Origin of the sequence: Nonomuraea mangrovi, assembly GCF_042681425.1 — a bacterium.
Lineage (GTDB): Bacteria > Actinomycetota > Actinomycetes > Streptosporangiales > Streptosporangiaceae > Nonomuraea > Nonomuraea mangrovi.
Genome location: NZ_JBHUFV010000052.1, coordinates 82,417 through 103,811, shown reverse-complemented (window position 1 = coordinate 103,811; position 21,395 = coordinate 82,417). Strand labels below are relative to the sequence as shown.

The 21,395-nt window shown below is 71.1% G+C and carries 21 protein-coding genes; 6 read left to right on the top strand and 15 right to left on the bottom strand.

Going from position 1 to position 21,395, the window contains the following annotated elements:
- From ACFSKW_RS35820 to ACFSKW_RS35800, 5 genes are read right to left on the bottom strand one after another with little or no spacing between them, the layout of a single operon-like run.
- Entirely contained in the window at positions 1 to 840 is an 840-nt protein-coding gene (locus ACFSKW_RS35820; protein WP_379577500.1) for a DeoR/GlpR family DNA-binding transcription regulator, read from the bottom strand.
- A gap of 4 nt (positions 841 to 844) precedes the next feature.
- On the bottom strand, positions 845 to 1,858 hold the full coding sequence (locus tag ACFSKW_RS35815; protein WP_379577498.1) for an NAD(P)-dependent alcohol dehydrogenase: 1,014 nt from the start codon (positions 1,856 to 1,858) through the stop codon (positions 845 to 847).
- Between the two features lie 10 nt (positions 1,859 to 1,868).
- Positions 1,869 to 2,777 carry a carbohydrate ABC transporter permease gene (locus tag ACFSKW_RS35810; RefSeq protein WP_379577496.1) on the bottom strand — a complete coding sequence of 303 codons (909 nt, stop codon included), beginning with the start codon at positions 2,775 to 2,777 and terminating at the stop codon, positions 1,869 to 1,871.
- Positions 2,774 to 3,709, bottom strand: a complete 936-nt coding sequence (locus ACFSKW_RS35805) for a carbohydrate ABC transporter permease (protein ID WP_379577494.1) — start codon at positions 3,707 to 3,709, stop codon at positions 2,774 to 2,776. The genes ACFSKW_RS35810 and ACFSKW_RS35805 overlap by 4 nt, the downstream gene beginning before the upstream one ends.
- Entirely contained in the window at positions 3,710 to 5,185 is a 1,476-nt protein-coding gene (locus tag ACFSKW_RS35800) for an extracellular solute-binding protein (protein WP_379577492.1), read from the bottom strand. It abuts the gene before it with no gap.
- Between the two features lie 170 nt (positions 5,186 to 5,355).
- On the opposite strand from ACFSKW_RS35800, the gene xylB reads away from it, so the two are divergent.
- On the top strand, positions 5,356 to 6,756 hold the full coding sequence (gene xylB / locus ACFSKW_RS35795) for a xylulokinase (protein ID WP_379577490.1): 1,401 nt from the start codon (positions 5,356 to 5,358) through the stop codon (positions 6,754 to 6,756).
- A 105-nt stretch (positions 6,757 to 6,861) separates the two neighbouring features.
- Here the strand turns inward: xylB and ACFSKW_RS35790 are convergent, their stop codons facing one another.
- Positions 6,862 to 8,343, bottom strand: coding sequence for a mannitol dehydrogenase family protein (locus tag ACFSKW_RS35790; RefSeq protein ID WP_379577488.1), 1,482 nt, complete (start codon positions 8,341 to 8,343; stop codon positions 6,862 to 6,864).
- A 211-nt stretch (positions 8,344 to 8,554) separates the two neighbouring features.
- Entirely contained in the window at positions 8,555 to 9,481 is a 927-nt protein-coding gene (locus ACFSKW_RS35785; protein ID WP_379577486.1) for a TetR/AcrR family transcriptional regulator C-terminal domain-containing protein, read from the bottom strand.
- Positions 9,482 to 9,621: 140 nt separating this feature from the next.
- On the opposite strand from ACFSKW_RS35785, the gene ACFSKW_RS35780 reads away from it, so the two are divergent.
- Positions 9,622 to 10,827, top strand: coding sequence for an FAD-dependent monooxygenase (locus ACFSKW_RS35780; protein WP_379577484.1), 1,206 nt, complete (start codon positions 9,622 to 9,624; stop codon positions 10,825 to 10,827).
- Between the two features lie 180 nt (positions 10,828 to 11,007).
- On the opposite strand, the gene ACFSKW_RS35775 is transcribed toward ACFSKW_RS35780, so the two are convergent.
- The 5 genes from ACFSKW_RS35775 to ACFSKW_RS35755 all read right to left on the bottom strand — a co-directional run bounded on the left by ACFSKW_RS35775 (position 11,008) and on the right by ACFSKW_RS35755 (position 14,193).
- Positions 11,008 to 11,364, bottom strand: coding sequence for an isoamylase early set domain-containing protein (locus ACFSKW_RS35775; RefSeq protein ID WP_379577482.1), 357 nt, complete (start codon positions 11,362 to 11,364; stop codon positions 11,008 to 11,010).
- A 230-nt stretch (positions 11,365 to 11,594) separates the two neighbouring features.
- A complete protein-coding gene (locus ACFSKW_RS35770) occupies positions 11,595 to 12,266 on the bottom strand; it encodes a haloacid dehalogenase type II (protein WP_379577481.1) in 672 nt (223 codons plus the stop codon).
- 4 nt (positions 12,267 to 12,270) lie between these two features.
- Positions 12,271 to 12,864, bottom strand: coding sequence for a TetR/AcrR family transcriptional regulator (locus ACFSKW_RS35765; protein ID WP_379577480.1), 594 nt, complete (start codon positions 12,862 to 12,864; stop codon positions 12,271 to 12,273).
- Between the two features lie 57 nt (positions 12,865 to 12,921).
- On the bottom strand, positions 12,922 to 13,608 hold the full coding sequence (locus ACFSKW_RS35760) for a DUF998 domain-containing protein (protein ID WP_379577478.1): 687 nt from the start codon (positions 13,606 to 13,608) through the stop codon (positions 12,922 to 12,924).
- 96 nt (positions 13,609 to 13,704) lie between these two features.
- The gene (locus tag ACFSKW_RS35755) at positions 13,705 to 14,193 is read right to left on the bottom strand and encodes a DUF3995 domain-containing protein (protein WP_379577476.1); all 489 of its coding nucleotides are present in this window, start codon (positions 14,191 to 14,193) and stop codon (positions 13,705 to 13,707) included.
- A gap of 401 nt (positions 14,194 to 14,594) precedes the next feature.
- Here ACFSKW_RS35755 and ACFSKW_RS35750 point away from each other — a divergent pair, with 401 nt between their 5' ends.
- Both ACFSKW_RS35750 and ACFSKW_RS35745 read left to right on the top strand, forming a co-directional pair.
- A complete protein-coding gene (locus ACFSKW_RS35750) occupies positions 14,595 to 15,236 on the top strand; it encodes an RNA polymerase sigma factor (RefSeq protein ID WP_379577474.1) in 642 nt (213 codons plus the stop codon).
- Positions 15,233 to 15,700 (top strand): hypothetical protein, encoded by a 468-nt coding sequence (locus ACFSKW_RS35745; protein ID WP_379577472.1) that lies wholly within the window; start codon positions 15,233 to 15,235, stop codon positions 15,698 to 15,700. Before ACFSKW_RS35750 ends, ACFSKW_RS35745 begins: the two co-directional genes overlap by 4 nt.
- Positions 15,701 to 15,873: 173 nt before the next feature.
- Here ACFSKW_RS35745 and efeB read toward each other — a convergent pair whose 3' ends face one another.
- From efeB to efeU, 3 genes are read right to left on the bottom strand one after another with little or no spacing between them, the layout of a single operon-like run.
- Positions 15,874 to 17,148, bottom strand: coding sequence for an iron uptake transporter deferrochelatase/peroxidase subunit (gene efeB, locus ACFSKW_RS35740; protein WP_379577470.1), 1,275 nt, complete (start codon positions 17,146 to 17,148; stop codon positions 15,874 to 15,876).
- A gap of 11 nt (positions 17,149 to 17,159) precedes the next feature.
- Positions 17,160 to 18,302: an iron uptake system protein EfeO gene (gene efeO, locus ACFSKW_RS35735; protein ID WP_379577468.1), complete on the bottom strand. Its 1,143-nt coding sequence runs from the start codon at positions 18,300 to 18,302 to the stop codon at positions 17,160 to 17,162.
- A gap of 14 nt (positions 18,303 to 18,316) precedes the next feature.
- Positions 18,317 to 19,141, bottom strand: a complete 825-nt coding sequence (gene efeU, locus ACFSKW_RS35730; protein WP_379577466.1) for an iron uptake transporter permease EfeU — start codon at positions 19,139 to 19,141, stop codon at positions 18,317 to 18,319.
- 427 nt (positions 19,142 to 19,568) lie between these two features.
- Between efeU and ACFSKW_RS35725 the strand changes: the two genes are divergently transcribed.
- A complete protein-coding gene (locus ACFSKW_RS35725) occupies positions 19,569 to 20,600 on the top strand; it encodes a 2,5-dihydroxypyridine 5,6-dioxygenase NicX family protein (RefSeq protein ID WP_379577464.1) in 1,032 nt (343 codons plus the stop codon).
- Positions 20,601 to 20,617: 17 nt separating this feature from the next.
- Positions 20,618 to 21,370 (top strand): maleate cis-trans isomerase family protein, encoded by a 753-nt coding sequence (locus tag ACFSKW_RS35720; RefSeq protein WP_379577462.1) that lies wholly within the window; start codon positions 20,618 to 20,620, stop codon positions 21,368 to 21,370.
- The last annotated feature ends 25 nt before the right edge of the window (positions 21,371 to 21,395 follow it).

Sequence of the window (21,395 nt, the reverse complement as noted above, 5' to 3'; positions counted from 1 at the left end):
TCACGAGTTGGCTGGAAGCGGTTCTGTGACGGCGGCCGTCGGCCGGCCGTCGTGGACGGCGACGAGAAGCAGCCGGGCACCCAGCTTGCGCAGGGTTCGCTCCTCGTCCTGCGGGACACCCTGATCAGTGATCACGGTGTCGTAGGCGCTGACGTCGCGGTGACTGAAGGGGGCGTGGCGGCCGAATTTGGAGGAGTCGACGAGCAGCAGACGCCGCTGGGCCGCGTCGAGCATCGCCTCCTTCACCGCGGCGTAGCCCTGAACCGGGTGGTAGAGCCGGCCGCCGGTGACCGCCACCGCCGACATGAGCGCGAGGTCGGCGTGGACGCGCTGCAGGGCGCGTGACACCTCTGGTCCGATCGTGGAGTCGAAGGCGCCCTGGTAGTCGCCGCCGAGCAGGATCGCGTCGCTGTGCTCGGTGGCGGCGACGATGCGGGCGATCTCCACAGAGTTCGTGATCACCGTGTAGCTGCCGCGCTCGTCGAGGCGCTGGGCCAGCGGGAACAGCGTGGTCGAGTCGTCCATGAGGATCACTCCCCTGGGCGGCAGTTCGCGCAGGGCGGCCTCGGCTATGGCCTCCTTCTCCGCCAGGCGCGCGTACCTGCGCACCTCGGGGGAGACCTCCACCAGGACGGCCGCGACGGTGGCCACCTGTCCGCGGGACTTGCGCAGCAGCGCACGGCCGACGAGGGCGTCCAGGTCCCGATGCATGGTCATCAGGCTGACGTCGAACTCCTCCGCGAGCTCCGCGATTCCCATCCGTCCCGCCTCCGTGACACGGGCGAGCACCGCCCGCCGCCTCTGCTCGAGGCCGGCGGTCGTGGTGCGCGCCCTGGTCATGTCTTCACTCCTGCGGCCGGACGACTGCCTTGACCAGCTCGGGATCGCGGGCGCCCGCCGTGAGCGCCTTCTCGACCTCGGCCAGGCCGTAGTGACCGGTGACCAGGGCGTCCAGTTCGACTCTTCCCGAGGCGGCCAGCGCGATGGCCTGTGGCCAGGTGTTGGCGTAGCGGAACGTGCCCGTCACCTCGAGTTCGCGCGTCTGCACATGGGACAGCGGCAGCGGGATCTCGTCCCCGCCCATACCGATGAGGACGACCCGCCCCGCCCGTCCCACCGCGCGGACGGCCTCTCCGATCGCCGCCGGATGGCCCGAGCATTCGAGCAGAACGTCCGGCTCGAACCCGGCGTCCCGCAGGCCGCTCTCGCGAACGTCGAGGGTCTCGCTCGCGCCCAGGCCGCGGGCCATCGCCAGCCGGGCGGGATTGACGTCGGTGACCAGGACGTCAGTCGCGCCGAAGGCGAGCGCGGACTGCAGGCACAGCAGCCCGATCGGGCCGGCGCCGGTGACGAGCACGCGGGTGCCGGGCCCGACCCTGGCCTTCCTGCAGGCCCACACGCCCACCGACAGCGGTTCGATCAGGGCGGCGGCGTCATCGGAGACGGAGTCGGGCACCGGGTAGGCGAACTCCTCGTGCACGACGACGTACTCGCAGAAGGCGCCGTCGATCGGAGGCGTGCCGAAGAAGCGCATCCGCGGGCACAGGTTGTACCGGCCTGCCCTGCACTCGGGGCAGGTGAAGTCGGGCACCCCTGGCTCCAGCGAGACACGTTGCCCGGGGTGGTGGCGGCCGGCTCCGGGCCCGGTGGCCACCACCGTCCCCGACGGCTCGTGGCCGAGCACCAGCGGCGAGGTCACCACGAAGTCGCCGATCCGCCCGTGTTCGTAGTAGTGCACGTCGGAGCCGCACGTCCCCACTGAGGAGACCTGCACGAGCACCTCCCGGGGACCCGGCTCCGGCCGGGGCCGCTCCTCCAGCAGGACCCTGCCTACGGGGTGCAGTACGGCCGCGCGCATGGCTTTCCTCCTATTCGCCGGTGACGGCGCCGAGGGTGAGTCCGGTGACCAGCCAGCGGCGCACGGCGAGCCCCGCGAGCATCATCGGCACGACCACGATCGTGCCGATCGCGGTGAGCTGCCCCCAGTCGACGCCCGTCTGGGTGACCAGCTGGGAGGCGGCGATGGGCAGCGTCTGGGAGTTCGGTCCGGAGAACACCACGGCGAACGCGTAGTCGTTCCAGGCGAACACGAGACACAGGACGAAGGTGGTCACCAGCCCCGACTTCGTCAGCGGGAGCACGACCGTGCGGAAGGCCTGCCACCGGGTGCAGCCGGCGACGAGCGCGGATTCCTCCAGCGACGGCGGCACCTCGGCGAAGAACGCGCTCATCAGCCAGATGGCGAACGGCAGGTTGAAGGTCAGGTAGGCCAGCACCAACCCGGGAATCGAGTCGATCAGGCCGATCCCGCGGAAGATGATGAACAGCGGGACCACGACCGCCGCGATGGGCGCCATGCGGGTCGAGATGATCCAGAAGGCCAGGTGCCGCTTGCCGCGCATCTGGGTCCTGGCCAGGCCGTACCCAGCGAGCGCTCCCAGGCCGACCGCGAGCACCGCGGAGATCCCGGCGGCGAGCACGCTGTGCAGGATGTACGGCCAGAGGTTGTTGGAGCCGGTGAACAGGTTGCGGTAGTTGTCCAGGGTCGGTGCGAACACGAACTGCGGCGTGGGCGCGGTGACGTCCGTCGGGTTCTTGAACGACGACAGCAGCATCCACGCCAGCGGGATCAGCGTCCATAGCATGGCCACGACGAGGAGCAGCGCCACCACCCACCGGGTGCTCTTGGTGCTCGCCTCGAGCGGCGACTGCGGCACCCCGCGAGGGGCGGCGGTGACCGCCCCGCCGTTCGTCTGCGCGACCTGTGCGGTGCTCATCGGGTCAACCCCCTGACGTCCAGCAGGCGTACGAAGGTGCGGGCGATGAAGATCGAGAAGGCCAGCATCGCCAGGCCGATGGCGGCGGCGTAGCCGAGGTCGAAGAAGCGGAACGCCGTCTCGTACAGCCGGACCGGGACGATCTTGGTCGCGTCCGCGGGGCCGCCGTTGGTGGTGACCCAGATGATGTCGAAGTAGCGGATGGCGTCCATCGAGCGGATCAGCAGCGCGACGAGCAGCACGTTGGAGATCGCAGGGAAGATGATGTAGCGCAGGGTCATCCACCCTGGGGCGCCGTCGACGGCGGCGGCCTCCCGCACCGACTGCGGCACGCTCGACAGTCCCGCGAGCGTGATGAGGGCGATCAGCGGAGTCCACTCCCATACGTCCATCAGCACGACGGCGGCGAAGGCGCTGATGGGACTGCCGAGGATGTCGCCGGTGTAGCCGAGGGAGCGCAGCACCCACGCGTACAGCCCGAAGGTCGAGTCGGTGAGGTAGCGGCCCAGCAGCCCGACGATCGAGGGCGCGGCGAACATCGGCAGCAGCAGCAGGCTGAGCAGGATGTTCCGGCCGTGCAGCACCCGGAACAGGCACAGCGCGATGCCCACGCCCAGAGCCATCTCCAGACCGACGGTGAGGACGAAGTAGACGATCGTGCGAAGCCATGACATCCACATGTCCGCGTCGGTGAAGAAGCGCACCCAGTTGGTCAGGCCCACCAGGTCGAGCCGGACTCCGCCGAGCAGCCGGACATGGGAGAAGCTCATCGCGATGAGGGCGAGGAACGGCACGATCGACAGCGCGGCCAGCAGGAGCAGGCCGGGTGACATCATCTTGCCCTCGAAGCCGATGCGCGGCTCCCTGGGAGCGGTGGCCTTCGGCTGCCTCGGCCGGTCGATCGCCGATGAGTAGTCCGCGGCGTGCGTCATCTAGGCCACCCACCCTCGGGCCACGATCTGGTCCACCCGTGACTTGATCGAACGCATCGCCTCCTCCGGAGAGGCTCCTCCGGTGAGCATGCGCGACAGCTGGGTGAAGATCGCGGTGTTGCACTCGTTCCACATCGGGATCTTCGGCCGCAGGCCGATCCTGTCGGCCTGCCATGCCTCGCGAACGGCGGCGGCCGTGAGCATGTTGGGCATCGGCGAAGGCCGTTTCTCGGCCGCGCGCACCTCCGGGAGCTCGTACACCGAGGTACGCGTGGGAGTGCCGCCGCCGGCCTTGCTCTTGAGGTTGGCCAGCTGCGTGCCCGGCGAGGTGGCCCACACCAGGAACAGCCAGGCCGCGCCGCGCTCGTGGGGCAGCGTGTTCGCGCTGATCCCCAGGCCCGTGCCGCCGTACATGTTGGCCGTGCTGACCGGTCCCCTGGGCAGCGCGGAGTAGCTGACCTTGCCGGGCATGACCTGCTCGTTGCTGGCCGCGAACTCATGCCAGTTCGGGCACATCGCCAGCCGGCCGCCGCGGAAGGCGGCGCCCACGCCGTCCCAGTCCCACGTCGTGGAAGCGGGATCGGCGATGCTGAGCAGCCGCTGGTAGAACTCGGCGCCCGCGATCGCGGCGGCGGAGTCGAGGCGGCACGGCCCGGGGTCGCGAGAGCCCAGCCGTCCCACCTGCTTGCCGTTGTCGAAGTAGTCCCCGCCGTAGGACCACAGCACGTTGCTGAAGTCGTTCATCAGGGAGTCGTGCTGGCGGGCCTGGTGGCCGGTGCCGTACCTGACGTCCGAGGTCGCGTTCTTGTTGAACCACTGGGCGATCCCGAAGTACTCCTCCCACGTCCGCGCACTGCTCGGGGTGGGGTCGAATCCGAGGTCGTCGGCCATGCGGTCGCGGTACTTGTCGAACAGGTCGCGCCGGTACTGCCAGATCATCGTCGGCGCGTCGTACGGCAGGGCGTAGACCGCCTGAGGATCGACGAACCGGCCGGCGGCGTCCATCTGGGCGGGGATGAAGTCCGCCACGCCGCCGGGCAGGTCGGGCAGGTTCGGGTCGGCCTGCAACGTCCGCAGGTCCACCAGCCCCCGCTGGTACGGCGCGAGCACCTGGTAGGGGTCGGCGTAGATCACCTGATACTGCGCGCGTCCCGAGGCCAGGTCCAGGGCGACTCGCTGGACCAGCGCGGTCAGCTCCAGGGTGACGATCCTGACCTCGATGCCCGTCAGATCGGTGAACGGGCGGGTGTTCGCGGCGATGGCCGCGGTCGGAGCGGTGTTCTCCGAGATGAAGTTCAGCGTGGCGCCCTGGAACTGGCGCCACTGGTCGCCGGCGGCCGTTCGGGGCGCGTCTTCGCGTGATCCACAGGAGCTCACGCCCCCGGACACGGCGAGCGCCGCCCCTGCGGCCAGCGCGCCACGAAGGACGGCACGCCTACTCGGCTCGGGCGGATAGCGGTCCACTGTCCACTTCACCCCCGTACTCCAGCAGGTAAGGGCATTGAGGCCGGTTTACTCCGCGTAAAAAGGGTGTGTAAACATATATGTGAGAAAATCTCGCAATAAATATGATATTTTGACTCCATTAGCCGCATAAGCCGTCGTCTGCTTGGATCGCGGCTCTGAGCTCAGCGAATGAGGCGGCAATGACACTCGTCGCGGGCGTCGACTCGTCCACCCAGAACTGCAAGGTCGTGATCCGCGATGCCGCGACCGGAGATCTCGTCCGCTCCGGCAGGGCGGGCCACCCGCACGGCACCGAGGTGGATCCAGAGCACTGGTGGCAGGCGCTGCGGACCGCCATCAGCCGGGCGGAGGGACTCGACGGCGTCGCGGCGATCGCGATAGCGGGACAGCAGCACGGCCTCATCGCCCTGGACATCGACGGCCGAGTCATCCGGCCCGCGCTGCTCTGGAACGACACGCGATCGGCCGCCGCCGCGCGCGACCTCGTGTCCGAGACGGGCGCCGAGACCTATGCCGGGAGGACGGGGACCGTACCGGTGGCCTCCTTCACCGCCGCCAAACTGCGCTGGCTGCGCGACAACGAACCCGACAACGCCGCCAAGGTCGCCGCCGTCGCGCTGCCGCACGACTGGCTGACCTGGCGCCTGCGCGGATACGGCCCGGCCGCCTCGAGCCCGCTCGGACCGGAGCTCGGGGAACTCGTCACAGACCGGTCCGACGCGAGCGGCACCGCGTACTGGAACCCGTCCACCGGCGAGTACGACCTCGAGCTCTTCGAGCGGGCCCTCGGGCACGCGGCGACCCTGCCGCGGATCCTCGGGCCGTCCGAACGCGCGGGCACCGCCGCGGGAACCTCGATCGTCGTCGGCGCGGGCGCCGGTGACAACGCGGGGGCAGCCCTCGGCCTCGGCGCGGCCCGCGGCGACGTCGTCGTGTCGATCGGGACCAGCGGCACCGTCTTCGCCGTGACCGGCCGTCCGACCAGCGACAGCACGGGCACCGTCGCCGGATTCGCTGACGCCACCGGCCTGTTCCTGCCGCTGGTCGCCACACTGAACGCGGCCCGCGTGCTGGACGCCGTGGCGGGCGTCCTCGACGTCGATCACGATCGGCTCGGCCTGCTGGCGCTTGAGGCTCCTCCCGGCTCGCACGGCCTGGTGCTCCTGCCGTACTTCGAGGGAGAGCGCACGCCCAATCTGCCCGACGCCACGGCCACGCTGTTCGGGCTGACGCTGCGATCCACGACGCGACCGGCCCTGGCACGCGCGGCCATCGAGGGCATGCTGTGCGGGCTCGCCGACGGTCTGGAAGCCGTCCGCGGGCAGGGCGTCGAAACCGGCCGCATCCTGCTGATCGGCGGGGCGGCCCAGAACGCCGCCGTTCAGGCCATCGCCGCCCAGACGTTCGAGCCGCCGGTCGTCGTGCCGCGGCCCGGCGAGTACGTCGCGGACGGGGCGGCGACCCAGGCGGCGTGGGCGCTGACCGGCACGCGTCCGCGGTGGCCGCTGTCCATCGCGGCCGAACCGGCGCCCGACCACCGTCCCGTCATCAGGGAGCAGTACACCCGGCACGCGCCCTGACCCGGCCCGCCCAGCGGCCGCCGACGCCCCGCTCGACCCGCCTGCCCGCGCACGCCGGCACGACGCGGCACGCTCACGGCCGCTCGGCGGCGCGGCCCCGCGCGCTCACGCGGGCATTCCCGCGAGCGCCCGGACCGTCGCACGGGCACCCCGCTCGTGCAGCGATTCGAGCGCGCGCAGATACGGTTCGACGAACCGCTCGTCACCCGCGAGATCGCCGAAGAGTTCCCGGTTGTCGATGAAGGCGGTGGGCCGTTCGCGCTGCGTCTTCGCGATAACCGTCAGCCGGTCCCTCAGCCGGTCGACGATCGTGATCGGCTCGCCTGATTCGTCGACGCCCTCCGCGTAGCGCGCCCAGCTGGCCACCACGGCGGCCGCGCGCGTGACCTCGCCGCCGCGGGCAAGCTGCTCGCGTACGACGGGGAGCACCCACTTCGGGATCCGGTCCGACGACTCGGCGCACAGCCTCGCCAGTGTGTCGCGCACCTCGGGGTTGGCGAACCGTTCGATAAGGGTCCGCTTGTACAGGTCCAGGTCGACCCCCGGCACCGGCCGGAGCGTCGGCGTGGCCTCGATGTCCATGTAGTCGAGCACGAACCGCGCGAGCGCGGGGTCGGTGGCCGCCTCGTGGACGTAGCGGTGGCCCATGAGATGGCCGAAGTAGCCCAACGCCTGGTGCCCGGCGTTCAGCAGGCGCAGCTTCATCAGCTCGTACGGCTCCACGTCCGCGACGACCTGGACCCCGGCCTCCTCCAAGGGGGGACGTCCGGCGGCGAACCGGTCCTCGAGCACCCACTGCGTGAACGGCTCGCAGGTGACCGGCCACGTGTCGCGGACACCGAACCGCCCGGCCACGGACGCGCGGTCCTCGTCGGTGGTCACAGGAGTGATGCGGTCGACCATGGAGTTGGGGAACGCGACGGCGTCCTCCATCCAGGCCGCCAGATCGGGGTCGGCGAGCCTGGCGAACGCGGTGAAGCTGCGGCGCGCGACATCCCCGTTGCCCTGGATGTTGTCGCATGACATGACCGTGAACGGCGCGACTCCTCGGGTACGCCTGCGGCGCAGTGCCTCGGTGACGAGCGCGAAGACCGTCGAGGGGACCGCGCCCGGCTCCAGGTCGGCGCGGATCGCCGGGGCGTCAGCGTCGAACTCCCCGGTGACCGGGTGGATGTTGTAGCCGCCTTCGGTGACCGTGAGCGACACGATGCGCACCGCCGGGTCGGCCATCTTCTCGATGACCGCCTCAGGATCGTCGGGCGCGAGGAGGAACTCGGTGATCGAACCGATGACGCGGGCCTCGCGTGATCCGTCGGGATGCTTGAGCACGAGCGTGTAGAGGCCGTCCTGCGCGGCCAGCGCGTCTCGCATCCGCGCGTCTCCGGGGAGGACCCCGACACCGCAGATCGCCCAGTCGTGCGCCTTGCCCTCGTTCATCAGCCGGTCGAGGTACATCGCCTGGTGCGCACGGTGGAACCCGCCCACCCCGACGTGGACGATGCCGGCGGTGAGCCCCGACCGGTCATAGGCGGGGACCGCCACCTCCTCGGGAAGAGCAGCCAGCGTCTCCTGCGTCAGTGCTGTCACCGCGATCAAGTCCTCTCTCGAACGACCTCCCCCTAGCTGAGCATGGCCGTCTCCCACGGCTTCAAACCGAGGTCCTCGGCCGGTCGTCCCAGGTCGGCGGGCAGGGGCGCCGGTCCAGGGGAAGGGCAGGGTCCGCGCGAGGAGCGTGACCAGGACGGCTGTTGTCTTCTCCCTCGGTCACGGGGCGAAACGCGCTCGATCCACGGGACGCTCAGCTCGCGTGCGGGGTGGCTCCAACCCCCGGCTGGGATCGTGCCTCGGCCATGAGCGTGGCGATGCCGTCCAGCAGACGCTGGAGTCCGAATTCGAATAGCGTGTCCAGGTCGAGGCAGTCGGGAGGGATCCGCGACAGCAGCGGGAACTCCCGCATCCGCGGGAGCACCTCTGCCTCGAGCCACTCGTCGTCGGTTGTCCCGGTCTGCTGGACGGCCTCGGCTTCGGCCTCCAGGTTGGTCGCGGTGCCGCGCACGTAGGTGGCCATGGTCGCGTAGATGTGGATCATGGTGGCGGGCGTGAGCCCGAGGCCGTCCAGCGCGCGCATGGCCGCCTCGGCCTGAGCCATGGCGTTCGGGGTGGGTGCGGGGCGGGTGAAGGAGACGGTCTGCGCCAGCCACGGGTGGCGGTGGTAGAGGGCCCAGTGGGTACGGGCGGTCAGTTCGAGGCGCGCCCGCCAGCCGTCGGGCAACGGCCCGGTCGGCGAGCTTTCGGCCAGGACCGTGTCGGCCATCAGCGTGAGCAGTTCCTCCTTGCCGGCCACGTAGCGGTAGAGGGCCATGACCGACGTCCGCAGGCCCCCGGCGATCCGGCGCATGGACAGCGTCGCCAGCCCCTCGGCGTCGGCCATGGCGATCGCGGCGCGCACGATGCGCTCCCTGCTGAGCTCCGGAGACGGGCGGCGCGAAGGGCCGGCGCCCCTCGCCGCATCGGCCACCACGGTGCCGACCCCCGGGACCGGCCGGATGAGTCCCTCCTGGCGCAGGGTCGTCAGCGCCTTGGTGGCGGTGGCCATGGCCACCTGCCAGTCCTGGGTGATCTGCCGGGTCGAGGGCACCCGGTCTCCGGGCCTGAGCCGGCCTGTCGTGATGCGCTGCCGCAGGTCGGCGGCGATCCGCAGGTAAGGAGGCTGGCTTTCGTCCACGGTCCACGCTCCCACTGTCCTAGTGCGGCAGGCTGTCTGAAGCCTGGGCTCCACCAGCATAAAGTAGTGCACTAGTGCTTTCTTACGGTGTACGCGCATCAGGAGTACGGTGGCGAGCGCTACAGCGAAGGGAGCTACTGATGACAGATGTCTTGATCTGCGGTGCCGGCGTCGGGGGATCCGCCCTGGCCCACTGGCTGGGCCGGTACGGCTTCGCCGTGACCGTGGTCGAGCGGGCGCCCGCCCCGCGTCTCGGCGGGCACGCGGTCGACCTGCGCGGCGCCTCTCGCGAGGTGGTGGAGCGCATGGGGTTGCTCCAGGACGCCCGTCAGGTGTCCGTCGGCTCCAAGGGCATGTCGTACGTCGATGCCTCCGGCCGGAGCGTCGCCGACATGCCCGCCTCCTTCCTGGGCGGAAACGGGGTCGTCGGGGAGGTGGAGATCCTGCGCGGCGACCTCGTCGACCTCCTGCACCGGGTGACCAGGGACGGGACGGAGTACGTCTTCGACGACAGGGTCGTCGCGGTCGAGCAGACGCCGGAGCGCGTGCGCGCCACCTTCGCCCGGTCCGAGCCACGCGACTTCGACCTGGTGGTGGCGGCCGACGGCGTGCACTCGCAGACGCGCTCGCTGGTCTTCGGCCCCGAGTCGCGCTTCAGCCGCGACCTCGGCTGCTATACGGCGTCCTTCACCGTGCCCAACCACTTCGGCGTCCAGGACTGGGAGTGGTTCCACAACATGCCGGGCGGCAAGGTGGCGGCCCTGCGCCCATCCCGGCGGCCTGAGGAGGTCAAGGTCCTGTTCGGTTTCGCGTCGGCGCCGCTCGACTACGACCATCGTGACACCCGCGCGCAGAAGCGCATCGTGGCGGAGGTCTTCGCCGGGGCGGGCTGGCACGTTCCCGCGATGCTCAGGCAGATGGACGGGGCGGCCGACTTCTTCTTCGACTCCGCCACCCAGATCGTCATGGACGGCTGGTCATCCGGCAGGATCGTACTCCTCGGCGACGCGGGGTACGGTCCCTCGCCGCTGGCCGGCAACGGCACCGGTCTGGCCCTCGTCGGCGCCTACGTCCTCGCCGGAGAACTGGCCGCGGCAGGAGGGGACCACGGGGCGGCCTTCGCTGCCTACGAGCGGGAGATGCGCGCATTCGTCAAGCAGTGCCAGAAGCTCCCGCCGGGTGGCGTCAGCGGCTTCGTGCCCGCGTCGCAGCTGGCCATCGACCTGCGCAACCTGTCGATCAGGCTGCTGCCCCGCCTGCCGTGGGCGGGGCTGATCGAGAAGATGGCGAGCAGGACCGACGCCATCGTCCTCAAGGACTACTCGAGCAGCCGGGCCCGAGCCTGAGCAGGCGCCGGGTCCCGGGGCGCGGGGACCCGGCACGACCGCGACGCTCACGGCATCGAGGGCAGCGCCGTCATGGTCGCCGGCCCGCCGGCGGTCGTCCCCACCGGGCCTGTTCTCGCTGCGGAGGCGCGGTGACCGCGAGCCGGTGCGACGGCGCCCCCGCATGAGGAGAAGGACAGGTCAGGCCGTCGTGGCGGCGGCGGAGTTCTTCGCCGTGCCGCCGCTCCGGGCGGACTTGCCGTTCTGGGCGTCGAGGGCGGCGACGTGCACGATCGAGCCGTGCTCGTCGTGGCCGTCGGCGTCCGGCTCGTCCAGCCACACCCCTCCCTCGGCCAGGTAGCGGAAGCAGATGCTGGTGCCCTGCGGGAGGGCGATGACGGTGCTGTGAGCGCCCTGGGGAGTGCGCGTCATGGGGTGGGCGTACGGGTCCCACTGGTTGAAGTCGCCCACGACGGAGATCGGTCCGGGGATGTCGGCGGGCATGGTGAAGGTGAGCTGGACGAGTCCGTCCTTGGTCGGCTTGTCTTGCCTGATCATGGAGAGTCCCCTGTCTGTGCGTGCTCTGCGGCCCGTGGGATCGGATGGCGTCGCGCCGGACAGCCCGTGCCACGAAGGACGGGTGGCGAGTGGTGTGGCCGGCGCGCTTTCGGCCATTGCAGGACGTGGGAGGTGATGGCGGCAATTCGCCACGACGCAGGGCAAGGGCATCTTGATCCGCTTTTGCCGGGCCCCTTAGGGTCGGCCGCCGCGAGCCCGTTCCGAACTCCTCACCCGGCCTGCCACTGAGCGGCCAGCGCCGTGAGGTCGGGCGCGGTCACGCGCGGGGTGCTCATCACACTCGGGTACGGCGCGCCACGACGGTTCAGCCATGCCCCGACCAGGCCGGCCCGCTGGGCGCCGTCGATGTCCCACGGGTGCACCGCGACCAGCGCCGCCTCGCCCGGCCGGACACCCGCCCTGTCGACCGCGTAGTCGTAGGCGGCGCGGCCGGGCTTCCACACCCGGGGACCGCTCACGTCCAGCCTCGCCTCCACCAGGTCGAGGAGCCCCTCGCGGGCCAGGATCCGCTCGGTCATCGCCGCCGCGCCGTTGGTCATGGTGAACAGGCGGGCACCGCTCTCGCGCAGCATCCGCATCCCGCCGGGCACGTCGGGGTGTACGCGGAGTTCGGTGAAGGCGCGCAGCACGTGGCCCACCGCCTCGTCGGCGTCGCTCCTCCTGCCGGTGAACAGGCCTCGGAGCACGTCCGCGGCGATGGCGGCGAACTCGGCGTACCCGCCGGCCGCGGCGAGCGCGAACCCGTCGCGCAGCACGCTCGCGAACCAGGTGTCCATCAGCTCCCCTGACAGCCCGACGTCTTCGAACCGGGCACGCAGGGGCTCCATGTCGGTGAGCGTCTCGTTCACATCGAAGATCACTACACGCGGTCGCTGGATCATGGCCTCACCTCTGGGATCGAAGGGGGTTCAGCGCCGCGGACGCGGCGGCGCGCAGGCGGGCGGCGTCGGCGCCGGCTCGCGAGCGCACGTTCACGCCGTAGGCGAGCAGGGCGAGCAGTTCGGCGGTCGCGTCCAGGTCGAGGCCGGCTCGAAGCTGTCCCTTGGCGAGGGCGGCGCCGAGGGCCGCGCGCATGGCCGTATGGAGCTGCTCCTGGTGGAGGTCCAGCACGTGCAGGACCTCAGGATCGGCGCCCTCGGCCTCGGCGTGGGCGTTGGCGACCATGCAACCCCAGCGCGCGTGCCGGCCCGCGCACCGGGCCAGGATCAGCCGGTGGAAGAAGTCCTCCACCGCGGGTAGCCCCCGCTCGTCGCCGGACAGGCGCTCGAACACCGGCCGCGACCGCTGCTCGACGTAGCGCCGCAGCGCCTTGACGTACAGCTCCTGTTTGCCGCCGAAGGTCGCGTACAGGCTGGACCGGCTGAGCCCGGTCGTGGCCACGACCTCCGCCATCCCGGTCGAGGCGGGGCCGCGCCGCCAGAACAGGTGCTCCACCTGTTCCAGCACCGCGTCGGGATCGAAATGCTTCACGTCCGGCATCGGCACTCCCTAACTTGGAATGACTGTTCCAAGATAGCGTATGCCCCGCACGTGCCCCTACCGGCGGATCCGTGTCGCTCCTGTGGTCGTGGGAGCCGCCGGCGGCGAGGGCCGCATCATCCATACGGCCAGGGCCGCCGTGAACGCGAACTGGATCGCCGACCCGACCACCAACCGGACGCTGAGGCTGTCGAGGTCAGGCCAGGCGACCACGGCGAGCACGGCGATGGGGGCCGCCCCGCAGGTCGCGGCCCGAGCCCGCCGTCCGAGGGCCGTGAAGCGGCGCGCGAGCGCGAAGCAGGCCGCGATCCACGACAGGGACGCCACCAGGAATCCGACTTCGTGCAGGACGCCGTGCCAGGTGACGTGCGGTGGCGCCCCGGCCGGCGCGCCCGGCGGGAAGCCTGCGCCTGCGTCGGTGGTGAAGACACCCGCCATGATCAGCCCGATCCCGTTGACGGCGATCAGCGCCGGGCCCCACGCGGCGACCCGGCCCGGATACAGCGCGCGTCGCAGGCCACCGGCGAACGCCATGAACAGCAGACCCGAGACGACGAAGCCGGCGATCTGGATCCATCCGAGATCCCCGAGGCTCAGCAGGCTGAGCGGATGGCGGGTCAGGTCGAAACCTTCCCTGGTGAGCGCCTGGACCAGCCACACCGTGAGGAACAGCGGCCCTGCGACGACGCCGCACGCCAGCAGGCCTGCGGTCCGAGTGGTTGTGAGTGCGGTCTGCTCTGACATCGCCCTCTCCTGTGTGCCGGGCACCGTTGGCGTGCCGTTCACCGGAGACGTCGGAGCCGCCGGCCGATCTCGGACACCCACCGGCGGATGCGCGGCTCAGCGGCCGTGGGTGCCGCGACTCGCCGGACGGTTCGCGCGGTAAGGCCCGGTCGCGATGACCGCGCCGGCGAAGAGTGCCAGGCACACCGGCGTGTAGGCGAGGAGATTGAGCCAGTAGAACGGGGTGGCGGGGCTCGCTCCGATCCCCAGCGCCCAGACCAGGCCCGCGACGGCGCGGACCAGCAGTCCGGCGGCGACCAGCCGCCCGCCGAGCCTGGTGACGACCACGGGCAGCCTCCCGCTGAGCCGGGCAGGTCTGCCGACGGCCAGGAGGATCGTCGTCGACGCGGCCAGAAGCAGCCCCAGCGGCAGCAGAAGCCCCCGCGGTGTGAACGGGAGCACGACGTTGAGCACGGCCAGGGACAGCGCTTCGGCATCCCCCGCCGGCCAGGTGCTGCCGGTCATCCAGTACACGTGCACCAAGGCGTCCGTCGCCAGCACCGCGACCACCGCGATCCCCGCGCGTTCCCGTGTCCGATCGTTCATCGCTTCCGCCTCCTGATGATGTGAACTGCCGGCACGACAGAGGAGGTTTGGAGCGCGCCCCGCGTTCCCTGTGACATGCACCACGGGCGGCCGGCGCGATGTGACGCAGAACACGGGAACGTCCGGCCTGTCCGCGTGCTCTCCCTTTCTGACGCACCGTCAGAGGAGGAAGCCGTGACATCCCCACGGACCCGTTCGACCAGGTTTCCGGCCTGCCCCGTGATCGCCGGTCGTGCGCCGGCCGCCCTGCGGCCGGCGTCGCGGCTGTGGGACACTCGCCGGGTGAGCGTGCCGCCGTACTCCTTGCGGAACGGCCGGACGCGCGGCGGCGCCGTGACGTGGGTGGTGGCGCACCGGTTCCCGACCACGGTGGCACCGTTCCTCTCCCGGTCGAGCGAGCGGTGAGCACGGCCCCCGGCGGCCCGGCGGCCCCCGGCACGGCGGCCCTCTGTGCTGCGGTTCCCGGCACGGCGGGCACCGGCACGGCGGGCACCGGCACGGCGGGCTCCGGCGCGGCGGGCACCGGGTTGGCGGCCTCTGGTACGGGCGGGGCCGAACTGGCGGCGCTCGTGCGGTCGGCCCAGCAAGGCGACACCCTCGCGGTGCAGGAACTGCTCGACCTGCTCACCCCCTACATCGGCCGGTTGTGCGGGCCGATCGCCCTGCAGGACGGCCAGGACGCCACGCAGGAGGCGCTGATCGTGATCTTCCGCCGGCTCGGCCAGCTGCGGGAACCGGCGGCCCTGTTCGGCTGGGCACGGGTGATCGCCGTCCGTGAGGCGGTGCGGGTGGCCCGAGCGGCCGGCCGTGCCGTACCCGAGCCGCTCGACGACGTGCCCGCCCGCGACGATCCGCAGCTCGCCGCCGACGTGCGGGACGTGCTGGAACGGCTGTCGCCGGCGCACCGTGCCGTGCTCGTCCTTCGCGATCTCGAAGGGTTGGACGAGCACGCCGTCAGCGCCCTGCTCGGCGTGCCCGAGCCCACCGTGAGGACCCGGCTGTTCCGGGCTCGCCGCAACTTCAGGAAGGCGTGGGAACGGTGAACGACTCCTGGCCGGTGGCCGAGCTCGACAGCGTCCGCAGGCTGTGGGTGATCGCCCGGAGCACCCCCGGCGTGGCCTACGCCGAGCAGGTGATCGACGCCCCGTACGACCGGGTGTGGGCTGCGGCGGCCGACCTCGAGAGCCAGATGCCCATGCTGATCACCGACATCAGGTCCTTCACGGTGACCTCGGCGTCGGGGGAGCGCCTCGAAGCGCTGGCCCGCAGCCCCCTGGGCCTGCGAGCGCGTTTCGACGTCCGGTTGCGCCCGGGCTGGTGCCTCATGCGGAGCCGCTTCCTGCTCGGCGGCATGGCCGCCGTACCGGAGGGGGAGGGGACCAGGTTCGCCTTCTTCGGCGGCCTGCGCCTGCCTGGCATCCGCCTGGTCGACACGGCGCTGCGCCCGTTGACGGAGCCGCTGGCCGCCAGGGCGCTCAAGCGGTTCGCCGACCGCCTGCGCCCGTGAGACACGGCCGCGCGGCCTTCCCACGCCGGTGAGACACGGCCCGTGCTGCCCACGTGCGGCGCCGCACGTCCGGCCCGCACGTCCGGCCCGGGCGTGCTGCCCACATGCCGCCCGGGCGCGCGCCCGGGCGGACCCGGCTCCACCTGGGGGGAAGGCCCGGCCGGGCGCGAGGGTCAGGGCTCGAGCAGGGCACGGCCCCAGTAGTCGCCGGCGTCCCTGACTCCGGGAGGGACGGCGAACAGCCCGCTGGAGACGTGCTTGATGTACTCGTTGAGCGAATCCTGCCGGGCCAGCGCCATCTGTACGGGCACGAACTGCGTGCGCGGGTCGCGCTGGTAGGCCATGAAGAACAGCCCGGCGTCCAGGCGGCCCAGGCCGTCGGACCCGTCGACGAAGTTGTAGCCCCGTCGCAGCAGCCGGGCGCCCTTGTTGTTGGACGGGTGCGCGAGCCGTACGTGAGCGTCGTCGGCGATCAGCGCCATCCCGTCGGGACCCTTCCTCGTGAAGTCGATCTCGTCGAACTCCTTCTGGTGGCCGAGCGCCGCGCCCTCGCCCTTGTTCCGGCCGAAGATCGCCTCCTGCTCGGTCAGCGACGTGCGGTCCCAGGTCTCGATGTGCATCCTGATCTTGCGGGTGACCAGGTAACTGCCGCCGGTCAGCCAGTCCGCGCCGTCCCCGTCCGCCACCCACAGGTGGTCGCGCAGCATCGCGGTGTCCTCCAGCTTCAGGTTGGCGGTGCCGTCCTTGAAGCCCATCAGGTTGCGCGGCGTCGCCTGGGCGCGCGAGGTCGAGGAGGTACGGCCGAAGCCGAGTTGGGAGTAGCGGACCGAGACCCGGCCGAAGCCGATCCTGGCCAGGTTGCGGATCGCGTGGACGGCCACCTGCGGATCGTGTGCGCACGCCTGGATGCACAGGTCGCCGCCTGAGATCTCCGGCAGGAGCGCCTCGCCGGGGAACCTCGGCAGGCCGGCGAGGCCGGCGGGCTTCTTCGCGGCCAGCCCGAACCGGTCGTCGAACAGCGTCGGGCCGAATCCGATCGTCAGCGTCAGCCCAGAGGCGGGCAGGCCGAGGGCCTCGCCGGTGTCGTCCGGCGGCGCCTCGGGTGCGCCGCCGACGGCGCCGAAGGCACCCGCCTCGCGCCCCTGCGTCATCCTGGCGGCGGCGGCCGTCCATTCCTGGAGCAGGTCCGCGAGCTCCTCGCGCTTGGTGGTGGTCACGTCGAACGCGACGAAGTGGAGCCGGTCCTGGGCGGGGGTGACGATCCCTGCCTGGTGGACGCCGTAGAAGGGGACCGCGTCCGAGGTGGCCGCGGACACGGGTGCGGCGTTCGCGACGAGCTCGGCGGTCGGCTCGCCGGCCGTCGCGCCGACCGCGAGGGCTCCCGCCCCTGCGGCGGCCACGCCCGCCGCGCCGATGCCGAACAGCTTCCTGCGGCTGATCTCGCCCACGATTCCCCCTTCTACTTCGCGACGACGGCGGCGATCTTGCTGATCGGCTCCGCCAGCGCGTTGATCGTGTCGGACAGGACCTTCAGCTCGTCCTTCGACAGGTCGGTGTGGAGCTTCCAGCCGTCGCCGTCGCGGTGGGCCTCCAGTGCGGCCTCGGCCGCGGCGAACTTCTCGTCCAGCGTCGTGACCAGTTCGGGGGCGCGCGCCTCCAGGGCAGGGCGGAGGGACTGGACGGCCGCCTTGGCGCCGGCCAGGTTGGCGGCGAAGTCCCACAGGTCGGTGTGGGAGTAGCGGTCCTCCTCGCCGGTGATCTTGCCGGTGGCGACCTCGTCGAGGAGCTCCTTGGCCCCGTTGCCGAGCTGCAGCGGCGACAGCTTCTCCGCGTTGGCCTTCTCGACGATCAGCTTCACGTTGTCCATCAGCTGGTCGGCCATGGGGCCGGACTTGCTGATGTCCTTCGCCTGCCACAGGTCCTTCTCCAGCCGGTGGAAGCCGGTGAACTCCATCCCCTCCTCGACGACCTCCTCACGGCCGTCGATCTTCGGGTCGAGGTCGCCGAAGATCTCCGCGACGGGCTCGATGCGCTCCCAGTAGGTGCGGGCGACCGGGTACAGCCCCTTGGCCTTCTCCACCTCGCCGGCCTTCACGGCGTCGACGAACTCCTGGGTCTTGTCCAGCAGCGCGGCGGTCTGGCTCTTCACGTAGCGCTGGTAGCTCGTCGCGGCGTCGGCCAGCGCGGCGTCGTCGGTCAGCGGCTTGTGCTCGCCGGTGACCTTGAGCGCGCCGCGGATGCCCTTGCCGATCATGCCGGGCTTGCAGGCCGTCTCGTACGTCCCCGCGGGGAGTTCGACGACCAGTTCACGGGTCAGGCCGGGCACGATGTTCTCGATCTCGCCCATGACGCGGTCGCCGGCCGCGTACACGTAGAACTCGGTGACCTTGCTGCCGCTGTTGGTGATGGAGAACGTCGAGGTGCCGGCCGCGACCTCGGCGACGCCGACCTTGCAGTCGGTGTCACCGGCCGTCACCGTCACCTTGCCCGGCGCCGCCGCCGTGCTCCGGCCGCCGGGAGCCGCGGTCGTGGGGCCTTCCGTGCCACCGCAGGCGGTGAGCGTGGCCAGCGCGAGGACGCCGACGAGAAGGGGGGTGCGCATGAAGTTCTCCTGTGTTACGAAGCGGGCTGCGGGGCCACCTTGGCGGTGACCGGCCTGAGGAAGAGGAAGAGGACGGGCACGACGTACACGGCCCACGCCGCGACTTCCAGCACGGTCGGCTGCGGAGTGATGTTGAACATGCCGGCGAGCAGGGCCGAGTACCACGCGCCCGGGTCGAGCACGCCGCTGAGGTCGAAGGCCTGGCTGGTCAGGCCGGGAAGGACGCCCGCCTCCTGGAGGTCGTGCACGCCGTATTTGAGGATGCCTCCCGCGACCAGGACGAGCAGCAGGCCGGTCCAGGTGAAGAACCTGGTCAGGTTGACCCTGATGGCGCTCGCGTACAGGCCCCAGCCGATGACGATCGAGGTGAGCACGCCGAGGCTGATGCCGATCAGCGGGCTGGCGGTGGCGGCGGCGCCCTGGGCGGAGGCGAAGAACAGCAGCGAGGTCTCCAGGCCCTCCCTGATGACCGACAGGAAGGCCATGACCGCCACCGCGACCGAGCCGACCTCGAGCGCCTCGCCCAGCCTGGCCTTCAGGTCGGCCGAGATCCTCCTGGCGGCCCCACGCATCCAGAAGATCATCCAGGTGACGAACACCGTGGCGCTGATCGACGCGACCGCCTCGAACAGCTCCTGGTGCTCGTACTGCAGCCGGGCCGCGGTGAACGACAGCAGCGCGCCGAACCCGATCGAGATTGCCACCGCGGCTGCGACGCCGGTCCAGACGAGCGGCAGCTTGGCCCGCCGGTCGCTCTTGACCAGGAAAGCGACCAGGATGGACACGACGAGGGTCGCCTCCAGTCCTTCGCGGAGGCCGATGAGGTAGCTGGCGAACACGTGATGCTCCCAAGGTGAGCCTTGCCTAATTTAGGTGTGCTTTACCTTACTCGGATGCACTCCTGACGTCACTGCGGGGTCGTCGCGGCGTGCGCCGACCGTCCTGGCGAGGTCATGCGGCAGCGCTGAGCCGCGACTCGAGAACGCGCGGGAACCGCAAGGAGCATGGTGGCCCGGTCGAGGAGTGCGCCCACGCCGTGGTCCGGATCGGCGACGAGAGGGGGCGTCGCGCGGCCCCGGCGAGAGGGGGCGGCGCTGCCGATCCTGGTGACCTGTTCGGGTCGGGTGTACCAGTCTGCCGCTCCCTCTTGCGCCGACAGACTAGTCCGTGTTCGGATTAATTCGGTCACCGGCTCGGAGCTTCCGGGCTCACTGTGGCCGAGATCGTCCGTGTTCGGACTAACTTGACGTGATCATGGGAGGGTCGATGGACCAGAACCTGCTGAACGAGATCTGCCTGCGGCAGCTGACGCTCAGCGGCGTGCACGAGGGCGAGACGGTGGCGGTGCTCTCCGAGGGCGCCGAACGTCTCGACTACGCCGACGCGTTCCTCTACGCGGCCCGGCGCCTCGGGGCCTCCGCCTACCACCTGCGGCTGCCCGCCCCCACGACCGCGTCGGGGGCGTGGGCGGTGGGCGCGTCCGAACTGGCCGCGAACCCCCAGGCGGTGGAGGCGCTCAAGCAGGCCGACATGCTCGTCGACCTGAAGTTCCTGCTGTTCAGCAAGGAGCAGTTCGCCATCCAGGAGGCGGGCACGCGGATCCTCACCGCCGTCGAGCCCGCCCCGCTCCTCGCCCGCCTCATGCCCACCCCCGAACTGCGCGAACGGGTGGAGGTCGGCGCCGAACTGCTGGGCAAGGCGGGTGCCATGCGCATCACCAGCCCGGGCGGGACCGACGTCACCTACCGCCTCGGGGTCTACCCCACGATGAGCGAGTACGGATACACCGACCAGCCTGGACGCTGGGACCACTGGCCGGCCGCGTTCGTCTTCACCGGAGGCGCCGACGACGGCGTGGACGGCAGGATCGTGCTCTCGCCCGGCGACGTGCTGCTGCCGTTCAACACCTACGTCCAGACCCCCGTCACGCTCACCGTCGAACAGGGGTTCATCACCGACATCCGCGGCGGCCTCGACGCCGAGCTGCTGTCGTCCTACATCAGGTCGTTCGACGACCCGCGCGGCTACGGCATGTCCCACGTCGGGTGGGGGCTGGACGAGCGGGCCCACTGGCACGGCCTCACCCAGTTCCCCGGCGGGATGGGCATGGAGCTGCGCTCGTTCTACGGCAACGTCATGTTCTCCATCGGTCCCAACAACGAGCTGGGCGGGCCGAACGACACTCCCTGCCACTTCGACATCCCGATGCGCGGCTGCAGCCTCTTCCTCGACGACGAGCCCGTGGTCGTGGACGGCGACGTCGTCGTCCCGGAGATGCGCCCTGCCGGACGCCGCTGACCCGCCTGGAGGATTCCGTGACCGACCACCACATCGGCCTGATCGTGCCGAGTTCCAACCTGACCATGGAGACGGAACTGCCGCGGATGCTGCGCGCCCGCGAGGAGGCCGAGCCGGGCGACAGGTTCGTCTTCCACAGCAGCAGGGCGCGGATGCGGCAGGTGACGCCCGAGCAGCTGGTCGCCATGAACGCGCAGGCGGAGCGCGCCGCGCGCGAGCTCGCCGACGCCCGCCCCGACGTGGTCACCACCGCCTGCCTGGTGGCGATCATGGCACAGGGGCCCGGCTACCACTGCAGCGCCGAGGACTCCATCCGTGACGCCCTGCGCGCCGAGGGCGCCGAGGCGCCCGTCGTCTCCAGCGCGGGGGCGCTCCTGGCGGGGCTCGCCGCGCTCAAGGCCGGCAGGGTCGCCGTCATCACCCCCTACATGAGACCGCTGACCGAGAAGGTCGTGGAGTACATCGAGGACGCGGGCGTCGAGGTCGTCGACGCGCTGAGCCTGGAGGTGGCCGACAACCTGGCCGTCGGCCGCCTCGACCCGCAGGGCCTGCGGGAGCACTGGCGCAGGCTGGACCTGAGCCGCGCGGACGCGCTGGTCCTGTCGGCGTGCGTGCAGATGCCGTCGCTGCCGGTCGTCCAGGCCGTCGAGGACGAGGCCGGGCTGCCCGTCCTGACGGCGGCGACGGCGACCACGTACCGCATCCTGTCCGAGCTGGGTCTCGCGACCACCGTCCCCCAGGCCGGAAGCCTGCTCAACGGCACGTACTGACGCGAGGCGAGGAGGGCCGGGCAGC